This window comes from Solirubrum puertoriconensis (assembly GCF_001483135.1).
Taxonomy (GTDB): domain Bacteria; phylum Bacteroidota; class Bacteroidia; order Cytophagales; family Hymenobacteraceae; genus Solirubrum; species Solirubrum puertoriconensis.
This window is the reverse complement of record NZ_LNAL01000003.1, coordinates 272286-293483: the sequence shown is the minus strand read 5'-3', so window position 1 is coordinate 293483 and position 21198 is coordinate 272286. Positions and strand designations below refer to the sequence as shown.

The window sequence follows — 21198 nt, the reverse complement described above, 5'->3', positions numbered from 1 at the left end:
AGCCGTTTGTGGGCTCGGGCCTGCACAAATGTAACCGCCTAGGTGGCTTGCCTGCACCAACTGCCCTAGGTGAGCTGGGCCTAATGAGCAGCCGGGGCTACCGGTGCTACAGGGCCTTGAGCTCGTCGGTAAAGCCGCCGCTCAAGATGGGAAAGCGCAGCCACGAGCGCGGATCGAGATTGTAATCGTCGAGGTGGAACGAGGGCGCAAACCGTTCGCGCTTCCACTGGTTGCGGCTCCAGAGTTGGTAAAAGCGACGCACGTAAGTTTTAAGTTGCTCCGCATCCACGTTGTCGACCTCTGCACCTAGGCGAGCCAACACCTGTTGCGGACTGAGGCGCTCGTAAAAAGCCAACCGCTCGATGCGGTTTAGCAGCGGGTAGGGCATCAGGTCGCGTTCGTCGGTTTGCTTGTCCTCGAGTGGGCGCAGCTCGGCGGTGGGCGCTAGGTTATTCACACGGTGCAGGCCAGCGTAGCCTAGTTCGGCTTCGGCCCACACCAACCACTGCTTCACGAACGCCTTATCAACACCGGCAATGGGCGAAATGCTGCCGGCCGTGTCGCCATCCATGGTGCAATAGCCCACGGCAGCTTCCGAGCGGTTGGAGGTGGTTATCAGCAGGCAGTTTTGCACATTGGCCAGCATCCAGATGCTAGGGGCGCGCACCCGGGCCTGAATGTTCTGCAACGTCAGGTCGTCGGTTTTCCAGGTCAGTTCCCGACCTAGGGCCTGCTCGATCTTACTGGTGTAGCCCTTCACCTCTTGGTCGATATCCCAGCTGAAAAACACCGCCCCTATGTTGTCGGCTACCTCTTTAGCGGACAGGTAGGTATCATCGGAAGAGTTAACGGTGCCTTGGTAAGCGCAGGTAAGCAAGCGGCGCGTGAGTTGCTGGTCAAGCGTGAGGCGTTCGTTGCCGGTAACCTGCTGGGCCGGGTGCGACACCGCCTGCACGCGCGTACCAGCATCGGCAGTGGCTACGGCCTCAATGGGCGCTGCGCCGGGCAGCTGCCCGTACTCCATGGCAAACCGGATGTCGTCGTCGGAGAAGTTGCCGGCTTTGCGCATGAACTCCTCTACCCCGAGCTCCTGCACACCTAGGCGCACCATTTCAGCCACGCCCACGGCGCACATGCACGAGTCGGCCCCGCCCGACAGGCTTAGCACAAAACCTTTGCTGCGGGCTTTGCGCATGTAGTCATACAAAGCCAGGCTGAGGGCCTGGTTTAGCTCGCGGTATTCGTCGGGCGTGGGTAGCGGGGTAATTTCCTGCGTTACGGCAGGCTCCTGGCCAAAATCAACGTCGGCGTATTCCAGATCGACGTTCTTGAAGCTCAGGAGCTGGTTGCGCTTGATGAGCTGCCCGTTTCGAGCAATCAGGATTTCGCCATCGTAGGTGATGCGGCCGGCCTCGTTACCGAGCAGGTTGGCGTAGAGGTACGTCACTTGGTAATCGCGCGAGCCTTTCAGCACGAGTTGGTAGCGCACATCCGTCTTGCTCATGGCAAAGTGCGAGGCCGAGGGGTTCACGATGAGCTGCACGCCCCTAGGTTTCAGGCGGCCAGCGGGCCGGTCGGCAGCGGGGCGCCACGCATCCTCGCATATCTCAAAGCCAAACCGCACGCCTAGGTGCTCAAACACCAAATCGCCGATGGTGTACTCCTCGCCGTTGTGGCTGAACGTAGCCGTGGTGCCCGGCCGCCACGAGGTAAAAAACCGCGGCTCGTAGTGCACGCCATCGTTGGCCAGAAACTGCTTAGCCGCAAAGCCAACTATTTGTTGCTCGCGGATTACGCAGGCCGTGTTGTACGTCTGCCCGTTCAGGCGCACGGGCAACCCCACGCACACTACCATGTTGGGGTCGGTACACCATTGGCGCACTTGCTGCAAGTAATCCAGGGCCGCTTCGCTCAGCCAGTCGTGCAGAAACAAATCCTCGCACCCGTAGCCCGTGAGGCACAGTTCGGGCAGGCACAGCAGTTCCACACCCGAGTCTTTGGCCACCTGAATGGCCTCTTGGATGTTGCGCAGGTTGTTTTGCCAATCGATGGGAGTTTGGTTGAGAGCGGCGCCGGCGATACGCATAGGGTGTGGGCAGGGTGGTTGGTAAATCGTCCTGCAAGTAACTCGAAATGGCCGAGTCGGGTTGTGCCGGCGCCGCCTCCGCTGTCATTACAAGCCAAGTGAAGCATCCGGTCCTGGGCAGGGCATTCCCATAGCCGCTAGAAACCCGCACCGCCCGAATCCTGAGAGCAGGATTCGGGCGGTGCGGGTTTCGTTGCTGAGCATTTTCGGTTGGTGCCAGCTGAAAAGTCGTGTTGTGAGAGGAGAAATTGCTTCGTCCTTCGTCCTCGCAACTACAGCTCATTACCGGCTACATACCTAGGGCATCCAACGCCCGCTCGGCGGCTTGCTGTTCGGCTTGCTTTTTCGAGAGGCCCATGCCCGTGGCCACAGCCTCATCATCGATCAATACCGTGGCCGAAAACTCCATTACGCCGCCGGTGCGCTGCTCGCCGTTCAGCTCGTAGCGCACGGCTTTGCCGTGGCGCTGCGCCCACTCAATCAGCTTGCTCTTGAAGTTGGCCGTGGTGCTCACCAGGGCTTTTACATCCACAAACGGCCGAATCAGCCGCTTCAGCACAAACTGCCGCGAGGCTTCGTAGCCGTGGTCGAGGTAGATGGCGCCTACCAATGCCTCCAGCGCATTGCCGTTAACGGAGCGCGAACGAGCCGTTCGGCTCTGTCCCGCATCGAGCTGCACCAGCTGATCGAGGCCAATTTTGAGCGCCAGCTGGTTCATGCTTTCGCGGTTTACAATGCGCGAGCGAACCTCCGTCAGGAAACCTTCGGGCTCGTAGGGGAATTTGCGGAATAGAAATTCGGCTACCACTGCGCCCAGCACAGCATCGCCGAGGAACTCTAGCCGCTCGTTGGAAAGATGACGCGTTTGGCCCGGCTGCTGCCGAACCATAGAAGCGTGCGTAAATGCCAGCCGGTACAAACGCACGTTGCCCGGCGCACGGCCCGTTACGGCAGCAATTGCTTGCCGGAACTGACGGTCGTGGCCGAGCAAACGGCGAAAGAAACCGAACAGCGGGAGCGTACGGCCGCTGCGCTGTACCATAAGCAGTATTAGTCGCGGAGCTTACCGAACACCACCGAGGTGTTGTGCCCACCAAACCCAAACGTATTGCTGAGGGCAATGTTCACCTCGCGCTGTTGAGCTTGGTTGAAGGTGAAGTTCAGGCGCGGATCAAGCTCCGGGTCGTCGGTAAAGTGGTTGATAGTAGGCGGTACGAGGCTATGCTCCATGGCCAAGATGCTGGCCACAGCTTCAATAGCCCCGGCACCACCGAGCAAGTGGCCCGTCATGCTCTTCGTCGAAGAGATGTTCAGGTCGTAAATGGCGTCGCCAAATACTTTCTGAATGGCCTTTACCTCGGCACCGTCGCCCAAGGGCGTGCTGGTGCCGTGGGTGTTGATGTAATCTACATCCGAGGGCGTAATTCCGGCGTCGCGCAGGGCCATGTTCAGCACCAGCATCACACCGTTGCCCTCGGGGTCGGGCGCGGTGAGGTGGTACGCATCAGCCGACATGCCGCCACCAAGTACTTCGGCGTAGATTTTTGCGCCGCGCGCCTTGGCGTGCTCCAAATCCTCCAGAATCAGTGCGCCGGCACCTTCGCCGAGCACGAACCCGTCGCGGTCTTTGTCGTAAGGACGCGAGGCCGTTTCGGCAGCATCGTTGCGCTCCGACAAAGCCTTCAAGGCGTTGAAACCACCAATGCCGGCTTCCGTCACGGCGGCTTCGGAGCCACCCGTTACAATCACATCGGCGTAACCGAGGCGGATGTAGTTGAAAGCATCGATGATGGAATTCGACGACGACGCGCAAGCCGATACCGTAACGAAGTTGGGGCCGCGGAAGCCGTGCTTCATCGAAATATGACCCGACGCGATGTCGGCAATCATCTTCGGGATGAAGAACGGGTTGAAGCGCGGGGTACCGTCGCCCTTGGCAAAGGCTACGCACTCCTCCTGGAAGGTGCGCAGGCCACCAATGCCCGAACCCCAAATAACGCCTACGCGGTCTTTGTTCACGGAGCCATCGGTAAGGCCGGCTTCGGCAATGGCCTGATCGGCGGCTACCACGGCAAACTGCGAAAACAAATCCAGCTTGCGGCCTTCCTTGCGTTCGAAGAAATCGTCGGCGTTGTAGCCCTTCACTTCGCAGGCAAAGCGGGTTTTGAACTTGCTGGCGTCGAAGCGCGTGATGGGGCCGGCCCCACTAACGCCGCGCGACAAACCGTCCCAGTACGCGGCAACTGTATTGCCAAGGGGGGTAATGGCTCCGAGACCAGTAACAACAACTCTCCGTAGCGCCATAAAATGGATGCGAAGGGGAAAAAGTAGGGAAAGAAAAACGGCCGGCGCGGGCCGGCCGGCAAAGCGGTAGGTGCTTTAGCTAAGGTAAAGATGCCTTATTTGGCGTGTTCTTCGAGGTAAGCAATAGCTTGGCCCACGGTGCCGATGTTCTCAGCCTGATCGTCGGGGATGCTTACGTTGAATTCTTTTTCGAATTCCATGATAAGCTCAACCGTATCCAGCGAGTCAGCGCCGAGGTCGTTGGTGAAGCTGGCCTCCGGGGTAACTTCCGACGGCTCTACGCCCAGCTTATCAACGATAATGCTTTTTACTTTTTCTGCGATTTCAGACATTTCCGTGGGGTTTAAAGAAAACTCGGCACAAATAACACCATCTTCGGCAACATTGTCAAACCGGACGAGTTGAATTGCCCAAGTGCCCGTGCTGGTTTCGCCCCGCTAACTCCGTAGTTTTGCGCCGCGTGCCAGGCTGCTTTTCCGCCTATGAAAACCCTTACCCTCGACTGCGATTACGACTGCGACTTCGACCTTTTCGGCATCGTGTCGTCGAGCCGGGACCATAAGTTGGCTTGGACGTTGAACCAGGCGCTGCGCCTGCGGCTGATTAAACAGCAGGACCTGATTTTGGATCTGCTCACCCGCGGCCGGCTTGTAATTAGCAATTACCTGCACGCTACCGAAACTGCCACCCTGCGCCTGTTGCGCAACCGCTCCGTTGACCCATCGCCGCTGCAAAAGCACTTTTTGGCGCCCGACATCAAGGAGTACGATTACCTGATACAGGTGCAAAACGGAACCGGCTCACTCGACCCCGATACCCTACTCGAGCGGTTGGCGGCGTTGCCAGCTGTGCAGTACGTGTGTCGTTTCGATCCAAATAACCTCAAGTTCAAAGAAAACTTGCTCTTTTAGGGGCCGGTTGCCTCAAGACCGTCGCTCCGCCTCCTTGCTGGCCTACTCAGCGAAGGACCTTTCTCTCGCCGTAGTTGCTCCACTGGAGCAACTACTTACCGCGCGTTTTTGCGTAATCACCTAGGGTTACGATGCCGCGCGCCGAGGGAGGAAGGTCCTTTAATTGCGCCTTAGGTCAGAAGATTAAAAAATTAACGCAACAAACGCAGACGCATAACTCCCAACGATACATGGAAAATCGTCCTGGTTTTAACAAGACCAAAATCGTGGCCACCGTCGGACCGGCCTCCAACACCTACGACAAGCTGGCCATGCTCATCCGCGAAGGCGTGGATGTGTTTCGCCTGAATTTTTCGCACGGGGCTCACGAAGAACACCTAGCGGTAATCAACCTGGTGCGCCGTCTCAACAAGGATTTGCGTACGCACGTGGGCTTGCTACAAGATTTGCAAGGCCCCAAAATTCGCCTAGGCGATGTTGAGGGCGGCTCGTTTGAAATTAAAGCGGGTGAGCAAATCATGCTGGTGTGCGGCGAAAAGGAAATCAGCCGCCCCGGCCGCATCAGCACCATTTACCTAGGGCTGGCGCGCGACGTGAAGCCCGGCGACATGATCCTGATCGACGACGGCAAGCTGGAGCTGCGTGTGCTCACGACCGACCGCGAAAAGGAGGTGCTGTGCGAAGTGGTTTACGGTGGCACCGTAAAGCCGCGTAAAGGCATCAACCTGCCCGACTCGAACGTATCGGCCCCGTCGATGACCGAGAAGGACATCGAGGACTTGAAGTTCGGCCTCGAAAACGACGTCGATTGGATTGCCCTTTCGTTTGCCCGCCGCGCCGAAGACATTCGCTTTATCAAGCAGATTATTGCTGAAAGCGGCAAGCAAGCCCGGGTAGTAGCCAAAATCGAGACGCCGGAAGCCCTACGCAACATCGACGAGATAATTGCCCTAACCGATGCCGTGATGGTTGCGCGCGGCGACCTAGGCGTGGAGATTAAGGCCGAGGAAGTGCCGATGGCACAGAAAATGATCATCCAGAAGTGTAACCGCGCCGGTAAGCCCGTGATTGTGGCCACGCAGATGATGGAGAGCATGATCGTGAACCCGCGCCCCACCCGCGCCGAAACCAACGACGTGGCCAATGCCGTGCTTGACGGCGCCGATGCCGTAATGCTGTCGGCCGAAACCGCTGTGGGCGCCTACCCTGCCGAAGTAATTCGCTCGATGGTAGGCACTATCCGGAGCGCTGAGGAGCACCCGGGCCTCTACCACCGCGAGTTTGCCCCCGGCGACGCGCTAGCTGCCCCCGATACGTACTACACCAACAGTGTACTAGCAGGGGCCTGCAGCCTGGCGCGCGTTACCGGTGCCCAAGCTATTGTGGGCATGACGCACAAAGGCTACACTGCTTATCAGCTTTCGAAGTACCGCCCGCAGGCCAACATCTTCGTGTTCACGGATAACCGCGCTATTCTCACGCAGCTGAGCCTAGCCTGGGGTGTACGCGGATTCTATTACGACCGGTTCGTAAGCACCGATACCACCATTGCCGACATCAAGTACGTGCTGATGACCACGGGTCACATTGCCAAAGGTGATGTGTTTATCAGCACCGCATCAATGCCCATCAACGAGAAGGGCAAGGCCAACATGATTAAGCTGAGCGTGGTGTAACCATACTTCTGCTTGCTTAGCAAACGCCCGCGCTGCATCTGCAGCGCGGGCGTTTTTGTTGCTCCAAAGCTTTAATGCAAGCTGCAACTCCTAGGCATGTGCCCGACCCCAAGCTTGGCAATGCCAGGAAGCGCAAAGGCCCCGCACTCGAAAGCGCGGGGCCTTTGGCAAGAACTACACGTAACGCAGAGCTTAGGCAGCCAGCGTATTTACGTACTTGGTCAGGCTCGACTTGTTATTAGCGGCCTTGTTCTTGTGGATGATGTTCTTCTTGGCCAGACGGTCGAGCATCGACGATACCTTCTTCAGCAGCTCCTGCGCTTCGGTCAGATCGGTGGTAGCACGCAGCTTCTTAACGGCCGTGCGGGTCGATTTGTGCTGGTAACGGTTCAACACGCGCTTGGCTTCGTTCGAGCGGATGCGCTTCAGAGCCGACTTATGATTTGCCATGATGCGGAAAGCGAAAAAAACAGATGTTCTGTCTAGGTTCTAGTCAATTGGGTTGGCAAAGGTAGAGAACTAGACTGAGAATGTCAAACAGCTGATGAATAAATGCCTGCTTAAACTGCAGCAGTAAGGTTTAATAACTGCTGGGCAGTGTTAGACTTAATGGCTATTACGGCTGAGACAACGCACAAGACGCGATTGGGCTCATTATGCCGCAAACCCTGACACTGGGTTACTGGAACAACTAATCTGTTACAAAACAGCCCAGACTTTTCATTTGAACCTTACCTCCTAGCTCCGGAAATGAAACACGCCGATAAAAAAGCCCTAGCCTGCCGAAGCAAACCAGGGCCTAGGTAACAACCAGTGCAATGCGCACAAAAGTGCTTAGTCAACTTTCTTTTCAATGTCGTCGGCCATCTTCTGGTGCGAGTTCAGCATAGGCAGTGTTTTGGTTGCCAAAGCTTTTACCGATGGCGTGCTGGCTTGCTTGGTTTTAGCTTCAAACATGGCAATATCCATGCGGTGGGCCGTTTCCATGGCGTCCATATAGGCTTCGTCAAAGGCTTTGCCGGTTTTGCCCATCACTTTATCAGCCAGCGCTTGGTGCACGGGCATCAAGGTGGTGGGTAGGGTCACATTCAGCGGGGCCGCAACTGTTTTCAGCTCCTGTGTTGCTTTGGTGTGGTGGTCCTTCATCATCTGCCCATATTTTTTCACATCGGCGTCCGTCGACTGCTGTGTAGCCATTTGGCCCAGCTGAATTTCGAGCATGTTACTGCTGGCAGCAGTCATCAAGAAGGTGGGGTCATCCATGGTGGCGAAGGTGGCCACGAAGGCATTCATGTCAGCAGCGCCGCCGATGCCGCCCATAGTGGCCGAGCTACCGGCGGCACCCGAAGAGCCAGCTGCTCCAACGGTGTTCGTACCCGTGCCGCTCACATCCGAAGTAGAGCTGCTGCTGCCCGGGCTAGTTGATGCTCCCGAAGTCATTCCGCTGCTCGCATCGTCGGTAACGGTGCTGCCCGCGGTGCTCGAGCCGGTGGTACCCGTCGTTGTAGTGGAGCTGCTACATGCACTGCCAAGCATCATAGCTACCGCTACCAGGAGAAAGGAAGTGGCTTTCATTGTTTTCATAGTTAGTTTTAAGATTTTCAGACACTTATACGATTCCACCATCTTACTGTTAACTTTTTCATTCTAACAACTCATGCTTACATCCTAATCTGAAACATACTTCTCAACTAATTACTTATCTTATTTAACTCGGCAGCTTGCTAGCCATTCGTGCGCAACCTTGCTGCCGCAACACGTGTTTGCCCTAGCAAGACACAAGCTTACGGTTGAGGCATGCGCCACGCAAATAGTATGCATGCCTCAAACTTGCGTACCTTCGAAATTACCCCCTTCTTCTAACTTCAATTTGTTGCCGCGATGCCGATTATAGCTAACTCCCGCTACCGGCCGCCCTTTTACCTTTTCAACGGCCACCTGCAAACCATTGTACCGAGCCTGCTGCGCGAAGTACCTGAGGTGCAGTACCAACGTGAACGCGTAGAAACGTCCGATGGCGACTTTCTCGACCTAGACTGGGCACGCACGGAGCACGTTACCGATGCACTGGGCATTATCTCGCACGGCCTCGAAGGCGACGCCGGCCGGCCCTACGTGCGTGGCATGGCGCGGGCGCTAAACAAAGCGGGCATCGACGCCTTGGCCTGGAACTACCGCAGTTGTAGCGGCGAGCCCAACCGCTTGCTACGCGCCTACCACCTAGGCGACACCGACGACCTGCACTTTGTGGTGCAGCAGGCACTGGCCACCGGCCGGTACCGCCGCGTGTACATGACGGGCTTTTCGGCCGGTGGCAACATGACCTTGAAATACCTAGGCGAGAACACCGGCCGCACTCCACAGGAGATAAAGCGGGCAGCTGTGTTCTCGGTACCCACCGACCTCAAAGCCGGCTCGGAGCACATTTCGCGGCTCGAAAACCGCATTTACCTCAACCGCTTTTTGAAGTCGCTGCGGCAGAAGATTCGCACCAAAGCCGAGCTGATGCCCGGCCAGCTCGATCTGGAGGGCTTGGAAGAATTAAGCAACTTTCCGCAGTTCGACAACCGCTTCACGGCGCCTATGCACGGCTTCAAGTCGGCCGACGAGTACTACGAGCACAGCAGCTCGGGGCGCTACCTCGATGGCATTCGTATTCCAACGTTGATTGTAAACGCTCAAAACGACCCGTTTCTGCCGCCTACTTGCTTTCCGCGTGAGGCAGCGGAACGCAGTCCCTACGTGTTCCTCGAAACACCCGAGTCGGGTGGCCACGTGGGGTTTTCGGAAGGCCTGCCCTCCGATGGCGAGTATTACTCGGAACGCCGCGCCGTTGAGTTTCTTACGGCCAAGGTGCCAGCATAATATAGCGAAGCGGCGCGGGGTGGTACCCCGCGCCGCTTCGCTGTTGGCTATACGTTGTTGGTGCGTTTGCCTTTTGCAAGTGCTTTGTTAGCCGGCACAAACACCACCTTTTTGGTTTCGAAAAACTCCTCGCCGAAGAAGTCGCTCAGGTTGGTTACCGAAGCCACCAAACCCGACTCTTCAAGCTCCTCCGTTAAGTCGCCGCCTTTGAGGTAGTACAGGCCGTGCGATTCGTCGGCGCTGGCGGTAGCGGTGTAGCGTTGGGCAATCCAGGGGTGGAAGTTGGCCAAGCGCGTAACGGCGCGGCTCACCACAAAATCGAACTTCGAGCGCACTTGCTCCGCCCGCACCTGCTCGGCCGTAACGTTGTGCAGCTTTAGTGCATGCGCCATATCCTGCACGGCTTTAATCTTTTTGCCGATGCTGTCGATGAGGTGAAACTCTACCTCCGGAAACATAATGGCCAACGGCAACCCCGGCAATCCGCCGCCCGTGCCTACATCGAGCACCGTGCTGCCTGCCGGAAACTGAACCACCTTGGCAATACCTAGGGAGTGTAGAAAGTGGCGTTCGGCCAAGTTTTCCACATCGGTGCGAGCAATCAGGTTGACACGCTCGTTCCAACCGCGGAATTCGTGGTCGAGCTGCTGAAACTGCTCGCGTTGGCGGGGCGTGAGGTCGGGGAAGTAGCGGAAGAGGATATCCATTGTAGGGCAAAGGTAAGGCACCACTAGGCTGCGGTGCGATTGTAGCGCGGACTTCAGTGCGCATTTGCCAGAACGAGTGGTTGCGCGCGGAACTGCCCTTATGCTTGCTGCTCACGCAAACGCGGGCCGAAGCCCGCCTACAAACAACGAAGCCCCGCCAAGGTGGCGGGGCTTCAATTTGTGAAAGGCAGAAGGCGCTAGATGATTTCCTTCTTGTTCTTCACCATGTCATAGAGCAACTCGCGGGCGCGGTGCAGTTGGGCCTTCACGGTACCTAGGGGCGCTTTCAGCTCCTGGGCAATTTCTTCGTAGCTCAGCTCGTCGAAATAGCGCAGGGTTACGAGGCGCTGGTACTTATCGGGCAGCCGCGATACCACGTGCTGCATGATTTCGATTTTCTGGTTCTTGATGGCCGTTTCGGCAGGGTTCAAGTTGTTGTCGCGGAAATCGATGGTGATTTCGTCGCCGTTGTCAATCTTGATGGCCGAATCAATCGACATCGTCTTGATTTTATTCTTGCGAATAAAGTCGATGCAGTTGTTGGTGGCGATGCGGAAAAGCCAGGTACTGAAAGCGTACTCCGGGTTGAACTTGTGCAGGTTGCGGAACGCCTTGGCGAAAGCCTCGATGGTGAGGTCTTCGGCATCGTCGGGGTTGCGCACCATTTTAAGCACCACGTGATACACGGGCTTCTTATAAATCTGCATCAGTTCGGCGTACGCCTTCTCGTCGGCCTGCTCCACGGCTGCGCGGATAAGCTTGAAGTCGTGCTTGGCTTTGGCCGAGAACTGCTTCTGGAGGTCCTGATTATTTACTTCCATCGGGAGGGGTTGCGGTAGAGCACTAACGAGGCTGTCAGGAGAAAGTAGGCAAAAAAATACCCCGCATCCAACGCCGGAAGCAACCACAGCGGTTGCCGGTCGTGGAGGCGGCGGCTGGCCTGCGCGTACGTAGCAAGTGCTGTCGAGGTTCGGACTACCCAAGCCCCTGCAAGCGCTACCCATTCAGGATCAGGCACTACTAATGCCGCCAGAGTTGCGAGATAAAATAAGCCGTTGGCTAAGATAAAGGTTCCAATCCGAAGTCGGTCGGCAAATCGGTACCGATTGCCGGCGGCCATGTGGCGGCGCTTCTGGTGCCACCACTCCCGCCAGGTGGTCGGAGCAAGGCTCACGGTTTGCGCCTCAGCTGCCGTAACGACGGCCGCTTGCCGCCCAAGTTGCACGGCATCCTGCACCAGCAAATCATCGTCGCCGCTAAGCTGCCTGATGTGCGAAGCGAAGCCTTTGGTGGCCATAAAGGTTTGCTTGGTGTAGGCAAGGTTGCGGCCCACGCCCATGTAGGGCTGGCCACGCTCGGCATAGCTGAGGTACTGCAGGCCCGTAAGCAACGTTTCGAAGCGCACGAGCTTGTTTAGTAGCCCAGGGGCTTCGGCGTAAGGGCCGTAGCCCAGCACCAAATCGGCACCCGTTTCGAAGCCGCGCGCCATGTGCCGCAACCACTGGTACGAGGTGGGCACGCAGTCGGCGTCGGTAAAGAGCAGGTACGGGTAGCGGGCTACTTTAATACCTAGGGTAAGGGCGTACTTTTTAGGAGCCAGGTTGTTGGGCGTACGCTCCACCGTTACGAGGCGCACGTTGGGGTAGTACTGCGTGAGTTGCTGCGCGTACAGGATGGTTTCGTCCTCGGAGCGGTCGTCGATGAGCACCACCTCAAACTTTGCGTACTCCTGGTTCAGCAGCACCGGCATCAGCTGCCGCAGCTGGTCGGCCGCGTTGCGAGCCGCCACCACAACGGACACCGGGCGTTCGGCTTCGTGGGCAGAATCGGGCTCCAGCGTTTCGGCTACGTGGCGGCTGCCAAACGGCCAGAAGTAGTACACCGCATACACCAGCTGCACCACCACGCAAAGCACAAGTAGCCAGGAAACGGGCGATAGGTGGAAAGGCAAGGCAGGTGCGGAGTTAGTAGAATACGGCCGGCAAAAGTAGCCAATCCGAGGGGAGGCACGAACCGCCCATACGGGTTACCTTTGCGGCTTGTTTAGCTAACAGCCGCGGGCGCCCGCCTGCGCTGGTGCGTTTAGCAGGACAATACCGAGCGCCCCCTTGTCCAACTGCCTGAGCTGTTGGTGATGCCGGCACCTAGGGATTGTTTGGCACAACCGGCACCAGCTACCGCCTTTCTCTTTCGCATGACTTTCGACCTCGTCGCTCACGATCCGCAATCCAAAGCCCGCGCCGGTGTGCTCACCACCGATCACGGCACCATCCAGACGCCCATTTTCATGCCCGTGGGCACGGCCGGTTCGGTGAAAGCCGTACACCAGCGCGAAATCAAAGAAGATATCAATGCCCAAATCATTTTGGGCAATACCTACCACTTGTACCTGCGCCCCGGCCTCGATACGCTGCAGAAAGCCGGCGGCCTGCACAAGTTCAACGGTTGGGACAGGCCAATCCTCACCGATTCGGGCGGCTACCAGGTGTACTCGCTTTCTGAAACGCGCAAGATTAAAGAAGAGGGCGTGAAGTTCCGCTCGCACATCGACGGCTCGCACCACCTCTTCACACCCGAGGGCGTGATGGATATTCAGCGCGTAATCGGGGCCGATATCATCATGGCGTTCGACGAGTGCACGCCGTGGCCCTGCGAGTACGACTACGCTCGCCGCTCCATGGAGATGACGCACCGCTGGCTGAAGCGCTGCATCGAGCGCATCGACAGCACCGAGCCGCTCTATGGCTACGAGCAGCAGCTCTTCCCGATTGTGCAGGGCAGCACCTTTCGGGATTTACGCAAGCAGTCGGCTGAGTTTATTGCCGAGCAAGGCCGCGCCGGCAACGCCATTGGCGGCCTGAGCGTGGGCGAACCCGCCGACCTGATGTACGAGATGACGGAGCTCTGCTGCGACATTTTGCCCGTCGACAAGCCGCGCTACCTCATGGGCGTGGGCACGCCGGCCAACATTCTGGAGAACATTGCCCTAGGTGTGGATATGTTCGACTGCGTGCTGCCTACCCGCAACGCCCGCAACGGCATGCTGTTTACCACGCAGGGCATTATCAACATCAAGAACAAGAAGTGGGAGCAGGACTTCTCCCCCATCGACGAAGAACTCGGCGGCTATGCCAGCACGTTCTACTCGAAATCTTACGTGCGCCACCTGTTCCACGCCAGCGAGTACTTGGCCGGTATGGTGGCCTCGGTCCACAACCTCACCTTCTACCTGTGGCTGGTGCGCAACGCCCGCGAGCAAATCCTCGCCGGCACTTTCCGCGAGTGGAAGGAGAAGATGGTGAAGCAGCTGATGGTACGACTCTAAATTCAATGATCAATTAACAATGAGCAGTGCACAACTCCGTTCTGGCTGCTCGCGCACTGATCATTGCTGATTGATAATTGTTCATTGAACATGCTCCGGCTCCTCGATAAATACGTCCTAGGTAAAATGCTCACCACCTTCATTTTCACGGTGGTAGTGCTAGTGATGGTGATATGCGTGATTGACTTCACGGAGAAGAACGACGACTTCATCAAACACAACCTTGCGGCAGGCAAAATCATCACGGAGTATTACCTGAACCTGTTCCCGTACTACGCCAACCTGCTTTCGCCCATCACGGTGTTTATTGCCACGGTGCTGGTGACGGCGCGCTTGGCGGCCCGCACCGAGATTGTAGCTATTCTGGCCTCGGGCGTGAGCTTCCGTCGGTTTCTGCTGCCTTATGTTATGGGCGGCGGCATTATTGGGCTGGCTACGTTTGGGCTGATTGGCTGGGTCATTCCGCTGGCCAACAAGCCGCGCGTGGCCTTCGAGCGCAAGTACGTCAAGAACCCCTACCGCTTTCAGGGGCGCAACGTGCACATCAAGATTGGTCCGCAGCACTACGCCTACCTCGAGAGCTACGACAACGTGAGCAACGTGGGCTACCGTTTTGCGCTGGAAACCATTGATGGTACCATGCTCAAGCGCCGCATGTCGGCCGAGGCCATCAGTTGGGACTCCACCAAAAAAGCCTGGCACCTTACGCCGCAGGTGGTGCGCACCATCAACGGCGACAAGGAAACCCTGAAGGTTTTTCCGGCCCGCGACACCACGCTTAATCTGTACCCCAAAGACTTCGCCAGCACTTTTAAGCTCGCCGAAACGCTTACCCTGCCCGAGCTGCAAAACCTGATTCAGGAAAAAGTAAACCGCGGCGCCAGCGACACCGAGATTTACCTGGTAGAGCGGGCCGAACGCTACGCCTACCCCTTCGCCATCGTTATTCTGACGGTGATTGGCGTAATCATGAGTGCGCGCAAATCGCGCACCGGCGTGGGCGGCCAAATTGCCCTAGGTTTCGTGCTGGCCTTCATCTACATCGGCTTCGTTATCCTGAGCCGCAACCTGGCTTTGGTGGGCGATATGCCGCCGATGCTAGCCGCCTGGGTGCCCAATATTGTGTTTACCAGCATCGGGCTGGTGCTCTATAAGTTTATTCCGCGTTAACCGCCAGGTGTCAGCCTGCGGCCCTAGGTTGCCGGCTGGCGCTACCCCCACCACCATGCTCAAAGACTACCTCCGCCTCCACTTTATTGTATTCCTGTGGGGCTTTACGGCCATCCTGGGCAAGCTGATTTCGCTGCCGCCCGTGGAGCTGGTATTTTACCGCACACTCATTGCCTCGGTGGGCTTGGCCATTCTGCTGGTTTCGCGCAAGCAGGAATGGCGGGTATCGCGGGGGCAGGCGTTGCGGCTGTTGGGCGTAGGGGCAATGGTGGCCGTGCACTGGATTACCTTTTTTCTGGCGGCGCGGTTGTCGTCGGTAAGCGTGTGTTTGGCCGGCATGGCTACGCTCGCGCTCTGGACCTCGATACTGGAGCCGCTGATCTTGCGCAAGCGCTTCGAGGCTTACGAAATCGTGCTGGGCTTGGTGGCCATGGTCGGTTTGTACCTGGTGTCGCAAGCCGAGTTCGACCAACTACTTGGCCTAGGTGTAGCGGTGTTTTCGGCGGGCCTGAGTGCGTTGTTCAGCGTGTTCAACGCCAAGCTTACCAAGCAGCACCCACCCCTGCGCCTCACGCTGTACGAAATGAGCGGGGCCTGCCTGAGCATTGCTTTGTTTTTGATTTTCCGCCCAGGTTTTGGCGGCGAGCTGCCGCAACTCGACCCTACCCTGCTCGACTGGTTGTGGCTGCTGATACTGGCCGGCGTGTGCACCGTGTATGCCTTTTCGGCTTCGGTGGAGCTGCAGCAGCGCCTGTCGGCCTTCTCGCTCAACCTCACCGTGAACCTGGAGCCCGTGTACGGCATTGCCTTGGCCGTGCTCATCTTCGGCAGCCAGGAGAAGATGTCGACGGGCTTTTACCTCGGCACAGTCATTATCCTGCTAAGCGTGCTGGTGCACCCAGTTATCGACCAGTGGGTGCGCCGGCGCCGCGCGGCCTCACAGCTGCCCATCCCACACGAGGAAGTCGCTGGTTAAGGCTATGCTCGGCGGCAGCGGCTGCCCTGGCCATAAGCCAAATACCGCCGACCCCGAGCCTGACAGGCTAGCGTAGGCGGCACCGGCGGCGTAGAGCTGCTGCTTCAGCTCGTTGAGCAACGGGTACCTAGGGGCCAGCGAGGCCTCAAAATCGTTCACCACGGTATCGCGCCATGTTTCGATGGGGCCGCTCAGTGCCGTGCGCAAATCATGGGCGGGTGCTTTGGGCTTTACGCCCGCATAAGCCTCGGCCGTGCTAATGTGCAGGTTGGGGTAAATAACCTTGCAAGCCGTGCCCGCGAGTTGCGGCAGCGACAAGGGCGCGAGTTCGTCGCCGCGGCCAGTAGCCAGCGCCGGTTGGTTGCGCACGAAGAAGGCACAATCCGAACCGAGGCGGCGGGCGTAGGCTTCCAGCTGGTCGTCGGTCAGCCCTAGGTCGAGCACCGTGTTCAGCGCTTTGAGGGCAAAGGCTGCATCGCCCGAACCACCACCTAGGCCGGCACCAATGGGCACTACTTTGTGCAGGTGCATTTGCACGGCCGGTACCTCCGGAAAGTCAGCTTTTAGCAGCTCGTACGCCCGAATGCACAGGTTGGTGGCCGGGTCGCCGGGGATGGGGCGGCCGGTAAGCGCCAGCGAAGTGTCGGCGGTGCTGGGCAGTACCTCCAGCGCATCGCACCACGGCAGCGGCACCATGGCGGTTTCGAGCGTATGAAAGCCATCGGGGCGGCGTTCGGTGATGTGCAGCCCTAGGTTGAGCTTGGCATTGGGGAAAACGAGCATGGCCACAAAGCAACAACGTAGCAGCCATACCTGCCGCAATCGGTCCGATGAAAAGCTTGCGCGTAACTTGCACCGGGCTTTATCCGCGCCCACACTGCATGTCTGCATCTGCCGCTCCTACTGGTTGGTACCGCGCTTGGGGCAAGCGCCTGCTCGATGTGCTGCTGGCCGCGCCTCTGCTACTGCTGGCGCTGCCAATACTGGCCGTTGCGGCCGTGTTGCTGAAGTGCCAGCCCGGAAGTGGCTGCGTACTGTTTCGGCACCAACGCCCGGGGTTGCACGGCCGCCTGTTTACGCTTTATAAGCTGCAAACCATGACGGACGAGCGCGACGCCCAGGGCCAGCTACTACCCGATGCCCAGCGCCTCACGCGCCTAGGTCGCTGGCTGCGCGCTTCTTCCGTCGACGAGTTGCCCCAGCTCTGGAACGTGCTGCGCGGCGACATTAGCTTAGTAGGCCCACGCCCCTTGTTGCCCGAGTATCTGCCACTTTACTCAGCTCTGCAAGCCCGCCGCCACGAGGTGCGCCCCGGCATTACGGGGTGGGCGCAGGTCAACGGCCGCAACGCTATCAGCTGGGAGCAAAAATTTGTCTTCGACGTGTGGTACGTCGAGCATCTCTCTTTTGCGCTCGATTTACGTATTCTAGGGCTGACTGCTGCCCGCGTGCTAGGTGCCAAAGGCATTTCGGCACCCGGGCAAGCCACCACCGAAGCCTTCCGGGGCTCGGCCTCAAGCTCTTCCGATTCTCCTGCCGCATGACCCAGCTTTTCTTTTCTGAGTACGAAGACCCCGAGTTCACCGGCGTGCGGCCGCTCGTAATTGTTGGCGCGGGCGGCCTCGGCCGCGAAGTACTGCAGCTCGTGCGCCAGCTCAACGAAGTAGAGCAACGCTGGAACGTACTGGGCTTCTACGACGATCAGCGGCCCGCCACCGAGCGCGTGCACGAGCTGCCGTGGCTCGGCACCGTTGACGACCTGAACGCCACCGACGACTCGGTGTACGTGGCCGTAGCCGTGGGCAGCAGCCGCAGCCGCGCCGCCGTGGTAAGCCGCCTCACGTCGCCGCGCATCCATTATGCTACGCTGGTGCACCCTTCGGTGCAAATGCGCGCATATCAGCAGATACAATTGGGTGTGGGCTGCATCATCTGCCAAGCCAGCATTTTTACGTGCGACATCCGCCTAGGTCGCCACGTGCTCATCAACCTGGGCTGCACCATCGGGCACGATGCCGTACTCGAGGATTTTTGCTCGCTGATGCCGCACGCCAACGTAGGCGGCGAAGCCCATCTCGAAGCTGGCGTATACTTGGGTACCAATGCTACCGTTATCAACCAAGTACGCATTGGCGCCGCAGCTGTGGTGGGAGCTGGTGCCGTAGTGGTGCGCAATTTGCCCGCACAATGCACCGCGGTGGGCGTGCCGGCATCGGTCATTAAGCAGCGCGTTTAAACCTACTTCGGGTCGGCCATTTGCTGGTGGCCGTGGCGCGTCTTGCCACGTCGGTAGGTTATTTTTGCCTGAATATTCAATCTTGAGCTGCGTTGTGTGGCTTGCTTTAGGGGCTGCGCCCCTGCCCTCTTCTTATGCGTAGCGACGAATACGACCGACTCTACCTTTCGCCGCCACACTTGGGCCGCCATGAGCTTAACTACCTGCACAAAGCCATCGAAGACAACTGGGTAGCTCCCGTTGGGCCGAACATCGACGGTTTCGAGCGCGACATTTGCCAGTATACCGGTGCACAGCATTGCGTAGCACTTAACTCGGGCACGGCGGCAATTCACCTAGGGCTGCAGTTGCTCGGCGTCGGCCCCGGCGACGAAGTGCTGGTGCCCTCCTTTACGTTTGTGGCTACCGCCAACCCGGTTCGTTACCTAGGCGCCGAGCCGGTCTTCATCGACAGCGAGACCGACACCTGGAACATGTGCCCCGGCTTGCTGCGCGAGGCCCTAACCGAACGCACCCGCAGAGGCCGCCTGCCCAAAGCCATTGTGCTAGTGCACCTCTACGGCATGCCGGCCCGCCTGCCCGAGTTGCTGGCCATTGCGGCCGAATTTGGGGTACCGGTGCTCGAAGATGCAGCCGAAGCCCTGGGTTCTACCTTCCAGAAACAGCCCCTCGGTACCTTCGGAGCAGTAGGCGTTTTCTCCTTCAACGGCAACAAAATTATTACCACCAGCGGCGGCGGCGCCTTGGTTACCAACAACAGCGAGTGGGCTCAGCAGGCGCGTTGGCTTGCCACCCAAGCCCGCGACGCCGCTCCGCATTACCAGCACTCAGCCGTAGGCTATAACTACCGCCTCAGCAACCTGCTGGCCGGCATCGGCCGCGGCCAGATGGGGCTGATCGAAGACCGGGTAAAGCGTCGGCGTGAGATTTATGCGCAATACTGCGAGCTACTGAAGTCCCTGCCCACTATTCAGGTAGCCCCGGCCGAACTGCCTAACTCCCGCGCCAACCGGTGGCTTACCACGATATTGCTGCGCCCCGAGCATACCAGCCTCAGTCCCGAAGAAGTACGCCAGCACCTCGAAACCCACAACATAGAGGCGCGCCCCCTCTGGAAACCCATGCACCTGCAGCCGCTTTTTGCCAACTGCGCTACGTACGGCGGTAGTGTATGCGAGGACCTGTTTAACCGCGGCCTGTGCCTCCCGTCCGGCTCTGCTATGACCGACGCCCACGTACGCCGGGTGGTAAGTGCTTTAAAAGAAATACTACCCGCAGGGTAGCCTAAGACCTGAAAATTGGTTTATTAAGTTCAATGAAGGGTACAAAGCAAACGGGCCTGGCACAAAATGCCAGGCCCGTGGTATATAAACCTGTTCCGTTGCAGCTTAGCCTAGGGCTTGTTTCAGATCAGCTATCAGCTCTTCAACCGGCTCAATACCTACCGATAAGCGTACCAGACCCACCGAAATACCGAGGGTTTTCTGCTGCTCCGGTGTTAGGTTGCGGTGCGAAGTACCTAGGGGGTACGACAACGACGAATCAACGCCGGCCAATGAGGGGGCAAACGGGAAGCGCTTAACGCGGCGCATAAAGTCGCTTACGGCCTCGGGGTCGTCATCCAACTTAAAGGAAAGCATACCGCCATATAGGCCGTGCCCCTGCTCAGAGGCCACAGCATGTTGCTCGTGCTCCGGCAAACCAGGGTAATACACTGCGCGCACAGCAGGGTGCTGCTGTAGCATATTGGCAATGGCCAAGGCATTATGGCTGTGCTCGCGCACGCGCAAGCGCAGCGTTTTCAGGCCACGCACGGCTAGCCAGCTTTCCATCGGGCTCAGGGTAAGCCCATAAAACATCACGATTTGCCGCAGCCGAGCGGCCGTCTCGGTATCAGCCGCTACCGTTACGCCGGCCGTTACGTCGCTGTGGCCCGATATGTATTTGGTAACGCTGTGCAGCGTAATGTCGGCACCCAGGGCCAAGGGCTTCGTCAGGATGGGCGAGGCGAAGGTATTATCCACTACCAGCTTCAGGCCAAGGCTGTGGCACTCGTCAGCTAAGCGCCGTAGGTCGGCCACACGCAGCAGCGGGTTGCTGATGGTTTCGGCCAGCAGCAGGCGCGTGGTAGGCTGCACAAACTGCTCCAGGTCGTAGAGTTGCTCGAAGGGCACGTAAGTTACCGTGATGCCTACGCGGCTCAGCTCGGCATTCAGCAGCGCCGACGAACCACCGTAGATATCCGCTGCGCACAGCACATGGTCGCCGGCGCGGCAATAGGCCATGAGCGCGGCAAAAATGGTGGCCATTCCCGAGCCCGTAGCTCTTGCCCCCGCCCCGCCTTCCAGCTTGTTCACGGCTTCGGCCAGCTCATCGGAGTTGGGGTTGCCGTTGCGCGAGTACATGTACCGGCTGCCGGGCTCCTGAAAGTAGGTTTCGAGTTCGTTGAGGTCCTGAAACTTGAAAACCGAAGTTTGGTAGATGGGCGTGATTTTCGGGCGGATATCCATTAGGCAAATGTAACGCTGTGGTGCTTGTGGCAAGCAGTACGGCCTCCGCCGAAAAGGGTAGCTAAAGCAATAAAAACAAAAAGGCCTTTCTCGCGCGAGAAAGGCCTTCCGTTATTCAAGCAGGCTGTGCTACGCCAGTACCGACTCTGCCAGTACTGTTACGTTGTTGCGCAGTACTTCCACCACGCCGCCGCTCACCTGGAACGACTCGCGGCCGGCTGCGCTGTTGATGCGCACCTCGCCCGCTTGCAACGCGCTGATCAGGGGCGCGTGGTTGTTGAGCACTTCAAACTGACCGGCAATACCCGGAAACACGGCCGAGGTTACTTCGCCCTCAAACACTTTCCGGTCCGGCGTGATGATTTCTAAACGCATGTTAGTTGTCAGTTTTTAGTTGTCAGTTGTCAGTGCCGATCCAGACCAAGGCCCGAA

At 58.3% G+C, this 21198-nt stretch carries 21 protein-coding genes; 9 read left to right on the top strand and 12 right to left on the bottom strand.

Going from position 1 to position 21198, the window contains the following annotated elements:
* Positions 1 to 106: 106 nt before the first annotated feature.
* From nadE to ASU33_RS01720, 4 genes are all read right to left on the bottom strand, one after another.
* Complete coding sequence (nadE, locus tag ASU33_RS01735; RefSeq protein ID WP_059067519.1) at positions 107 to 2086, bottom strand: NAD(+) synthase; 1980 nt, start codon at positions 2084 to 2086, stop codon at positions 107 to 109.
* Positions 2087 to 2375: 289 nt separating this feature from the next.
* On the bottom strand, positions 2376 to 3128 hold the full coding sequence (gene rnc / locus ASU33_RS01730; protein WP_059067517.1) for a ribonuclease III: 753 nt from the start codon (positions 3126 to 3128) through the stop codon (positions 2376 to 2378).
* An 8-nt stretch (positions 3129 to 3136) separates the two neighbouring features.
* Positions 3137 to 4390, bottom strand: a complete 1254-nt coding sequence (fabF, locus tag ASU33_RS01725; RefSeq protein WP_059067515.1) for a beta-ketoacyl-ACP synthase II — start codon at positions 4388 to 4390, stop codon at positions 3137 to 3139.
* Between the two features lie 95 nt (positions 4391 to 4485).
* Positions 4486 to 4722 (bottom strand): acyl carrier protein, encoded by a 237-nt coding sequence (locus tag ASU33_RS01720; RefSeq protein WP_059067513.1) that lies wholly within the window; start codon positions 4720 to 4722, stop codon positions 4486 to 4488.
* Positions 4723 to 4872: 150 nt separating this feature from the next.
* Between ASU33_RS01720 and ASU33_RS01715 the strand changes: the two genes are divergently transcribed.
* The gene (locus tag ASU33_RS01715) at positions 4873 to 5301 is read left to right on the top strand and encodes an IPExxxVDY family protein (RefSeq protein ID WP_059067511.1); all 429 of its coding nucleotides are present in this window, start codon (positions 4873 to 4875) and stop codon (positions 5299 to 5301) included.
* Positions 5302 to 5531: 230 nt separating this feature from the next.
* Positions 5532 to 6977 carry a pyruvate kinase gene (gene pyk / locus ASU33_RS01710; protein ID WP_059067509.1) on the top strand — a complete coding sequence of 482 codons (1446 nt, stop codon included), beginning with the start codon at positions 5532 to 5534 and terminating at the stop codon, positions 6975 to 6977.
* 192 nt (positions 6978 to 7169) lie between these two features.
* Here the strand turns inward: pyk and rpsT are convergent, their stop codons facing one another.
* Together rpsT and ASU33_RS20910 are read right to left on the bottom strand one after the other, a co-directional pair.
* Complete coding sequence (gene rpsT, locus ASU33_RS01705) at positions 7170 to 7427, bottom strand: 30S ribosomal protein S20 (RefSeq protein WP_059067507.1); 258 nt, start codon at positions 7425 to 7427, stop codon at positions 7170 to 7172.
* A 384-nt stretch (positions 7428 to 7811) separates the two neighbouring features.
* On the bottom strand, positions 7812 to 8552 hold the full coding sequence (locus tag ASU33_RS20910; RefSeq protein WP_160328111.1) for a DUF4142 domain-containing protein: 741 nt from the start codon (positions 8550 to 8552) through the stop codon (positions 7812 to 7814).
* Positions 8553 to 8858: 306 nt separating this feature from the next.
* Here ASU33_RS20910 and ASU33_RS01690 point away from each other — a divergent pair, with 306 nt between their 5' ends.
* Positions 8859 to 9842 (top strand): YheT family hydrolase, encoded by a 984-nt coding sequence (locus tag ASU33_RS01690; protein ID WP_059067501.1) that lies wholly within the window; start codon positions 8859 to 8861, stop codon positions 9840 to 9842.
* Between the two features lie 47 nt (positions 9843 to 9889).
* On the opposite strand, the gene rsmG is transcribed toward ASU33_RS01690, so the two are convergent.
* The 3 genes from rsmG to ASU33_RS01675 all read right to left on the bottom strand — a co-directional run bounded on the left by rsmG (position 9890) and on the right by ASU33_RS01675 (position 12500).
* Complete coding sequence (gene rsmG / locus ASU33_RS01685; RefSeq protein ID WP_059067498.1) at positions 9890 to 10549, bottom strand: 16S rRNA (guanine(527)-N(7))-methyltransferase RsmG; 660 nt, start codon at positions 10547 to 10549, stop codon at positions 9890 to 9892.
* 197 nt (positions 10550 to 10746) lie between these two features.
* Entirely contained in the window at positions 10747 to 11370 is a 624-nt protein-coding gene (locus ASU33_RS01680) for an RNA polymerase sigma factor (protein ID WP_059067497.1), read from the bottom strand.
* Positions 11361 to 12500 (bottom strand): glycosyltransferase, encoded by a 1140-nt coding sequence (locus ASU33_RS01675; RefSeq protein WP_059067495.1) that lies wholly within the window; start codon positions 12498 to 12500, stop codon positions 11361 to 11363. Before ASU33_RS01675 ends, ASU33_RS01680 begins: the two co-directional genes overlap by 10 nt.
* A gap of 243 nt (positions 12501 to 12743) precedes the next feature.
* Between ASU33_RS01675 and tgt the strand changes: the two genes are divergently transcribed.
* The 3 genes from tgt (at position 12744) to ASU33_RS01660 (ending at position 16020) form a co-directional block, all read left to right on the top strand.
* On the top strand, positions 12744 to 13874 hold the full coding sequence (tgt, locus tag ASU33_RS01670; protein ID WP_059067493.1) for a tRNA guanosine(34) transglycosylase Tgt: 1131 nt from the start codon (positions 12744 to 12746) through the stop codon (positions 13872 to 13874).
* 90 nt (positions 13875 to 13964) lie between these two features.
* Positions 13965 to 15044 carry an LptF/LptG family permease gene (locus ASU33_RS01665; protein WP_059067490.1) on the top strand — a complete coding sequence of 360 codons (1080 nt, stop codon included), beginning with the start codon at positions 13965 to 13967 and terminating at the stop codon, positions 15042 to 15044.
* Positions 15045 to 15099: 55 nt separating this feature from the next.
* Entirely contained in the window at positions 15100 to 16020 is a 921-nt protein-coding gene (locus tag ASU33_RS01660) for a DMT family transporter (protein WP_059068302.1), read from the top strand.
* On the opposite strand, the gene ispE is transcribed toward ASU33_RS01660, so the two are convergent.
* Positions 15982 to 16803 carry a 4-(cytidine 5'-diphospho)-2-C-methyl-D-erythritol kinase gene (gene ispE / locus ASU33_RS01655; protein WP_059067489.1) on the bottom strand — a complete coding sequence of 274 codons (822 nt, stop codon included), beginning with the start codon at positions 16801 to 16803 and terminating at the stop codon, positions 15982 to 15984. The two genes, ASU33_RS01660 and ispE, sit on opposite strands and share 39 nt — an antisense overlap.
* Positions 16804 to 16901: 98 nt before the next feature.
* Between ispE and ASU33_RS01650 the strand changes: the two genes are divergently transcribed.
* From ASU33_RS01650 to ASU33_RS01640, 3 genes are all read left to right on the top strand, one after another.
* Positions 16902 to 17564 carry a sugar transferase gene (locus tag ASU33_RS01650; protein WP_059067487.1) on the top strand — a complete coding sequence of 221 codons (663 nt, stop codon included), beginning with the start codon at positions 16902 to 16904 and terminating at the stop codon, positions 17562 to 17564.
* Positions 17561 to 18256, top strand: a complete 696-nt coding sequence (locus tag ASU33_RS01645; protein WP_059067484.1) for a NeuD/PglB/VioB family sugar acetyltransferase — start codon at positions 17561 to 17563, stop codon at positions 18254 to 18256. The genes ASU33_RS01650 and ASU33_RS01645 overlap by 4 nt, the downstream gene beginning before the upstream one ends.
* A gap of 134 nt (positions 18257 to 18390) precedes the next feature.
* Positions 18391 to 19539 carry an aminotransferase class I/II-fold pyridoxal phosphate-dependent enzyme gene (locus ASU33_RS01640; protein WP_059067482.1) on the top strand — a complete coding sequence of 383 codons (1149 nt, stop codon included), beginning with the start codon at positions 18391 to 18393 and terminating at the stop codon, positions 19537 to 19539.
* A gap of 105 nt (positions 19540 to 19644) precedes the next feature.
* Here the strand turns inward: ASU33_RS01640 and ASU33_RS01635 are convergent, their stop codons facing one another.
* Complete coding sequence (locus ASU33_RS01635; RefSeq protein ID WP_059067480.1) at positions 19645 to 20766, bottom strand: trans-sulfuration enzyme family protein; 1122 nt, start codon at positions 20764 to 20766, stop codon at positions 19645 to 19647.
* Positions 20767 to 20895: 129 nt separating this feature from the next.
* Positions 20896 to 21141 (bottom strand): ATP synthase F1 subunit epsilon, encoded by a 246-nt coding sequence (atpC, locus tag ASU33_RS01630; protein ID WP_059067479.1) that lies wholly within the window; start codon positions 21139 to 21141, stop codon positions 20896 to 20898.
* Positions 21142 to 21198 lie beyond the last annotated feature (57 nt).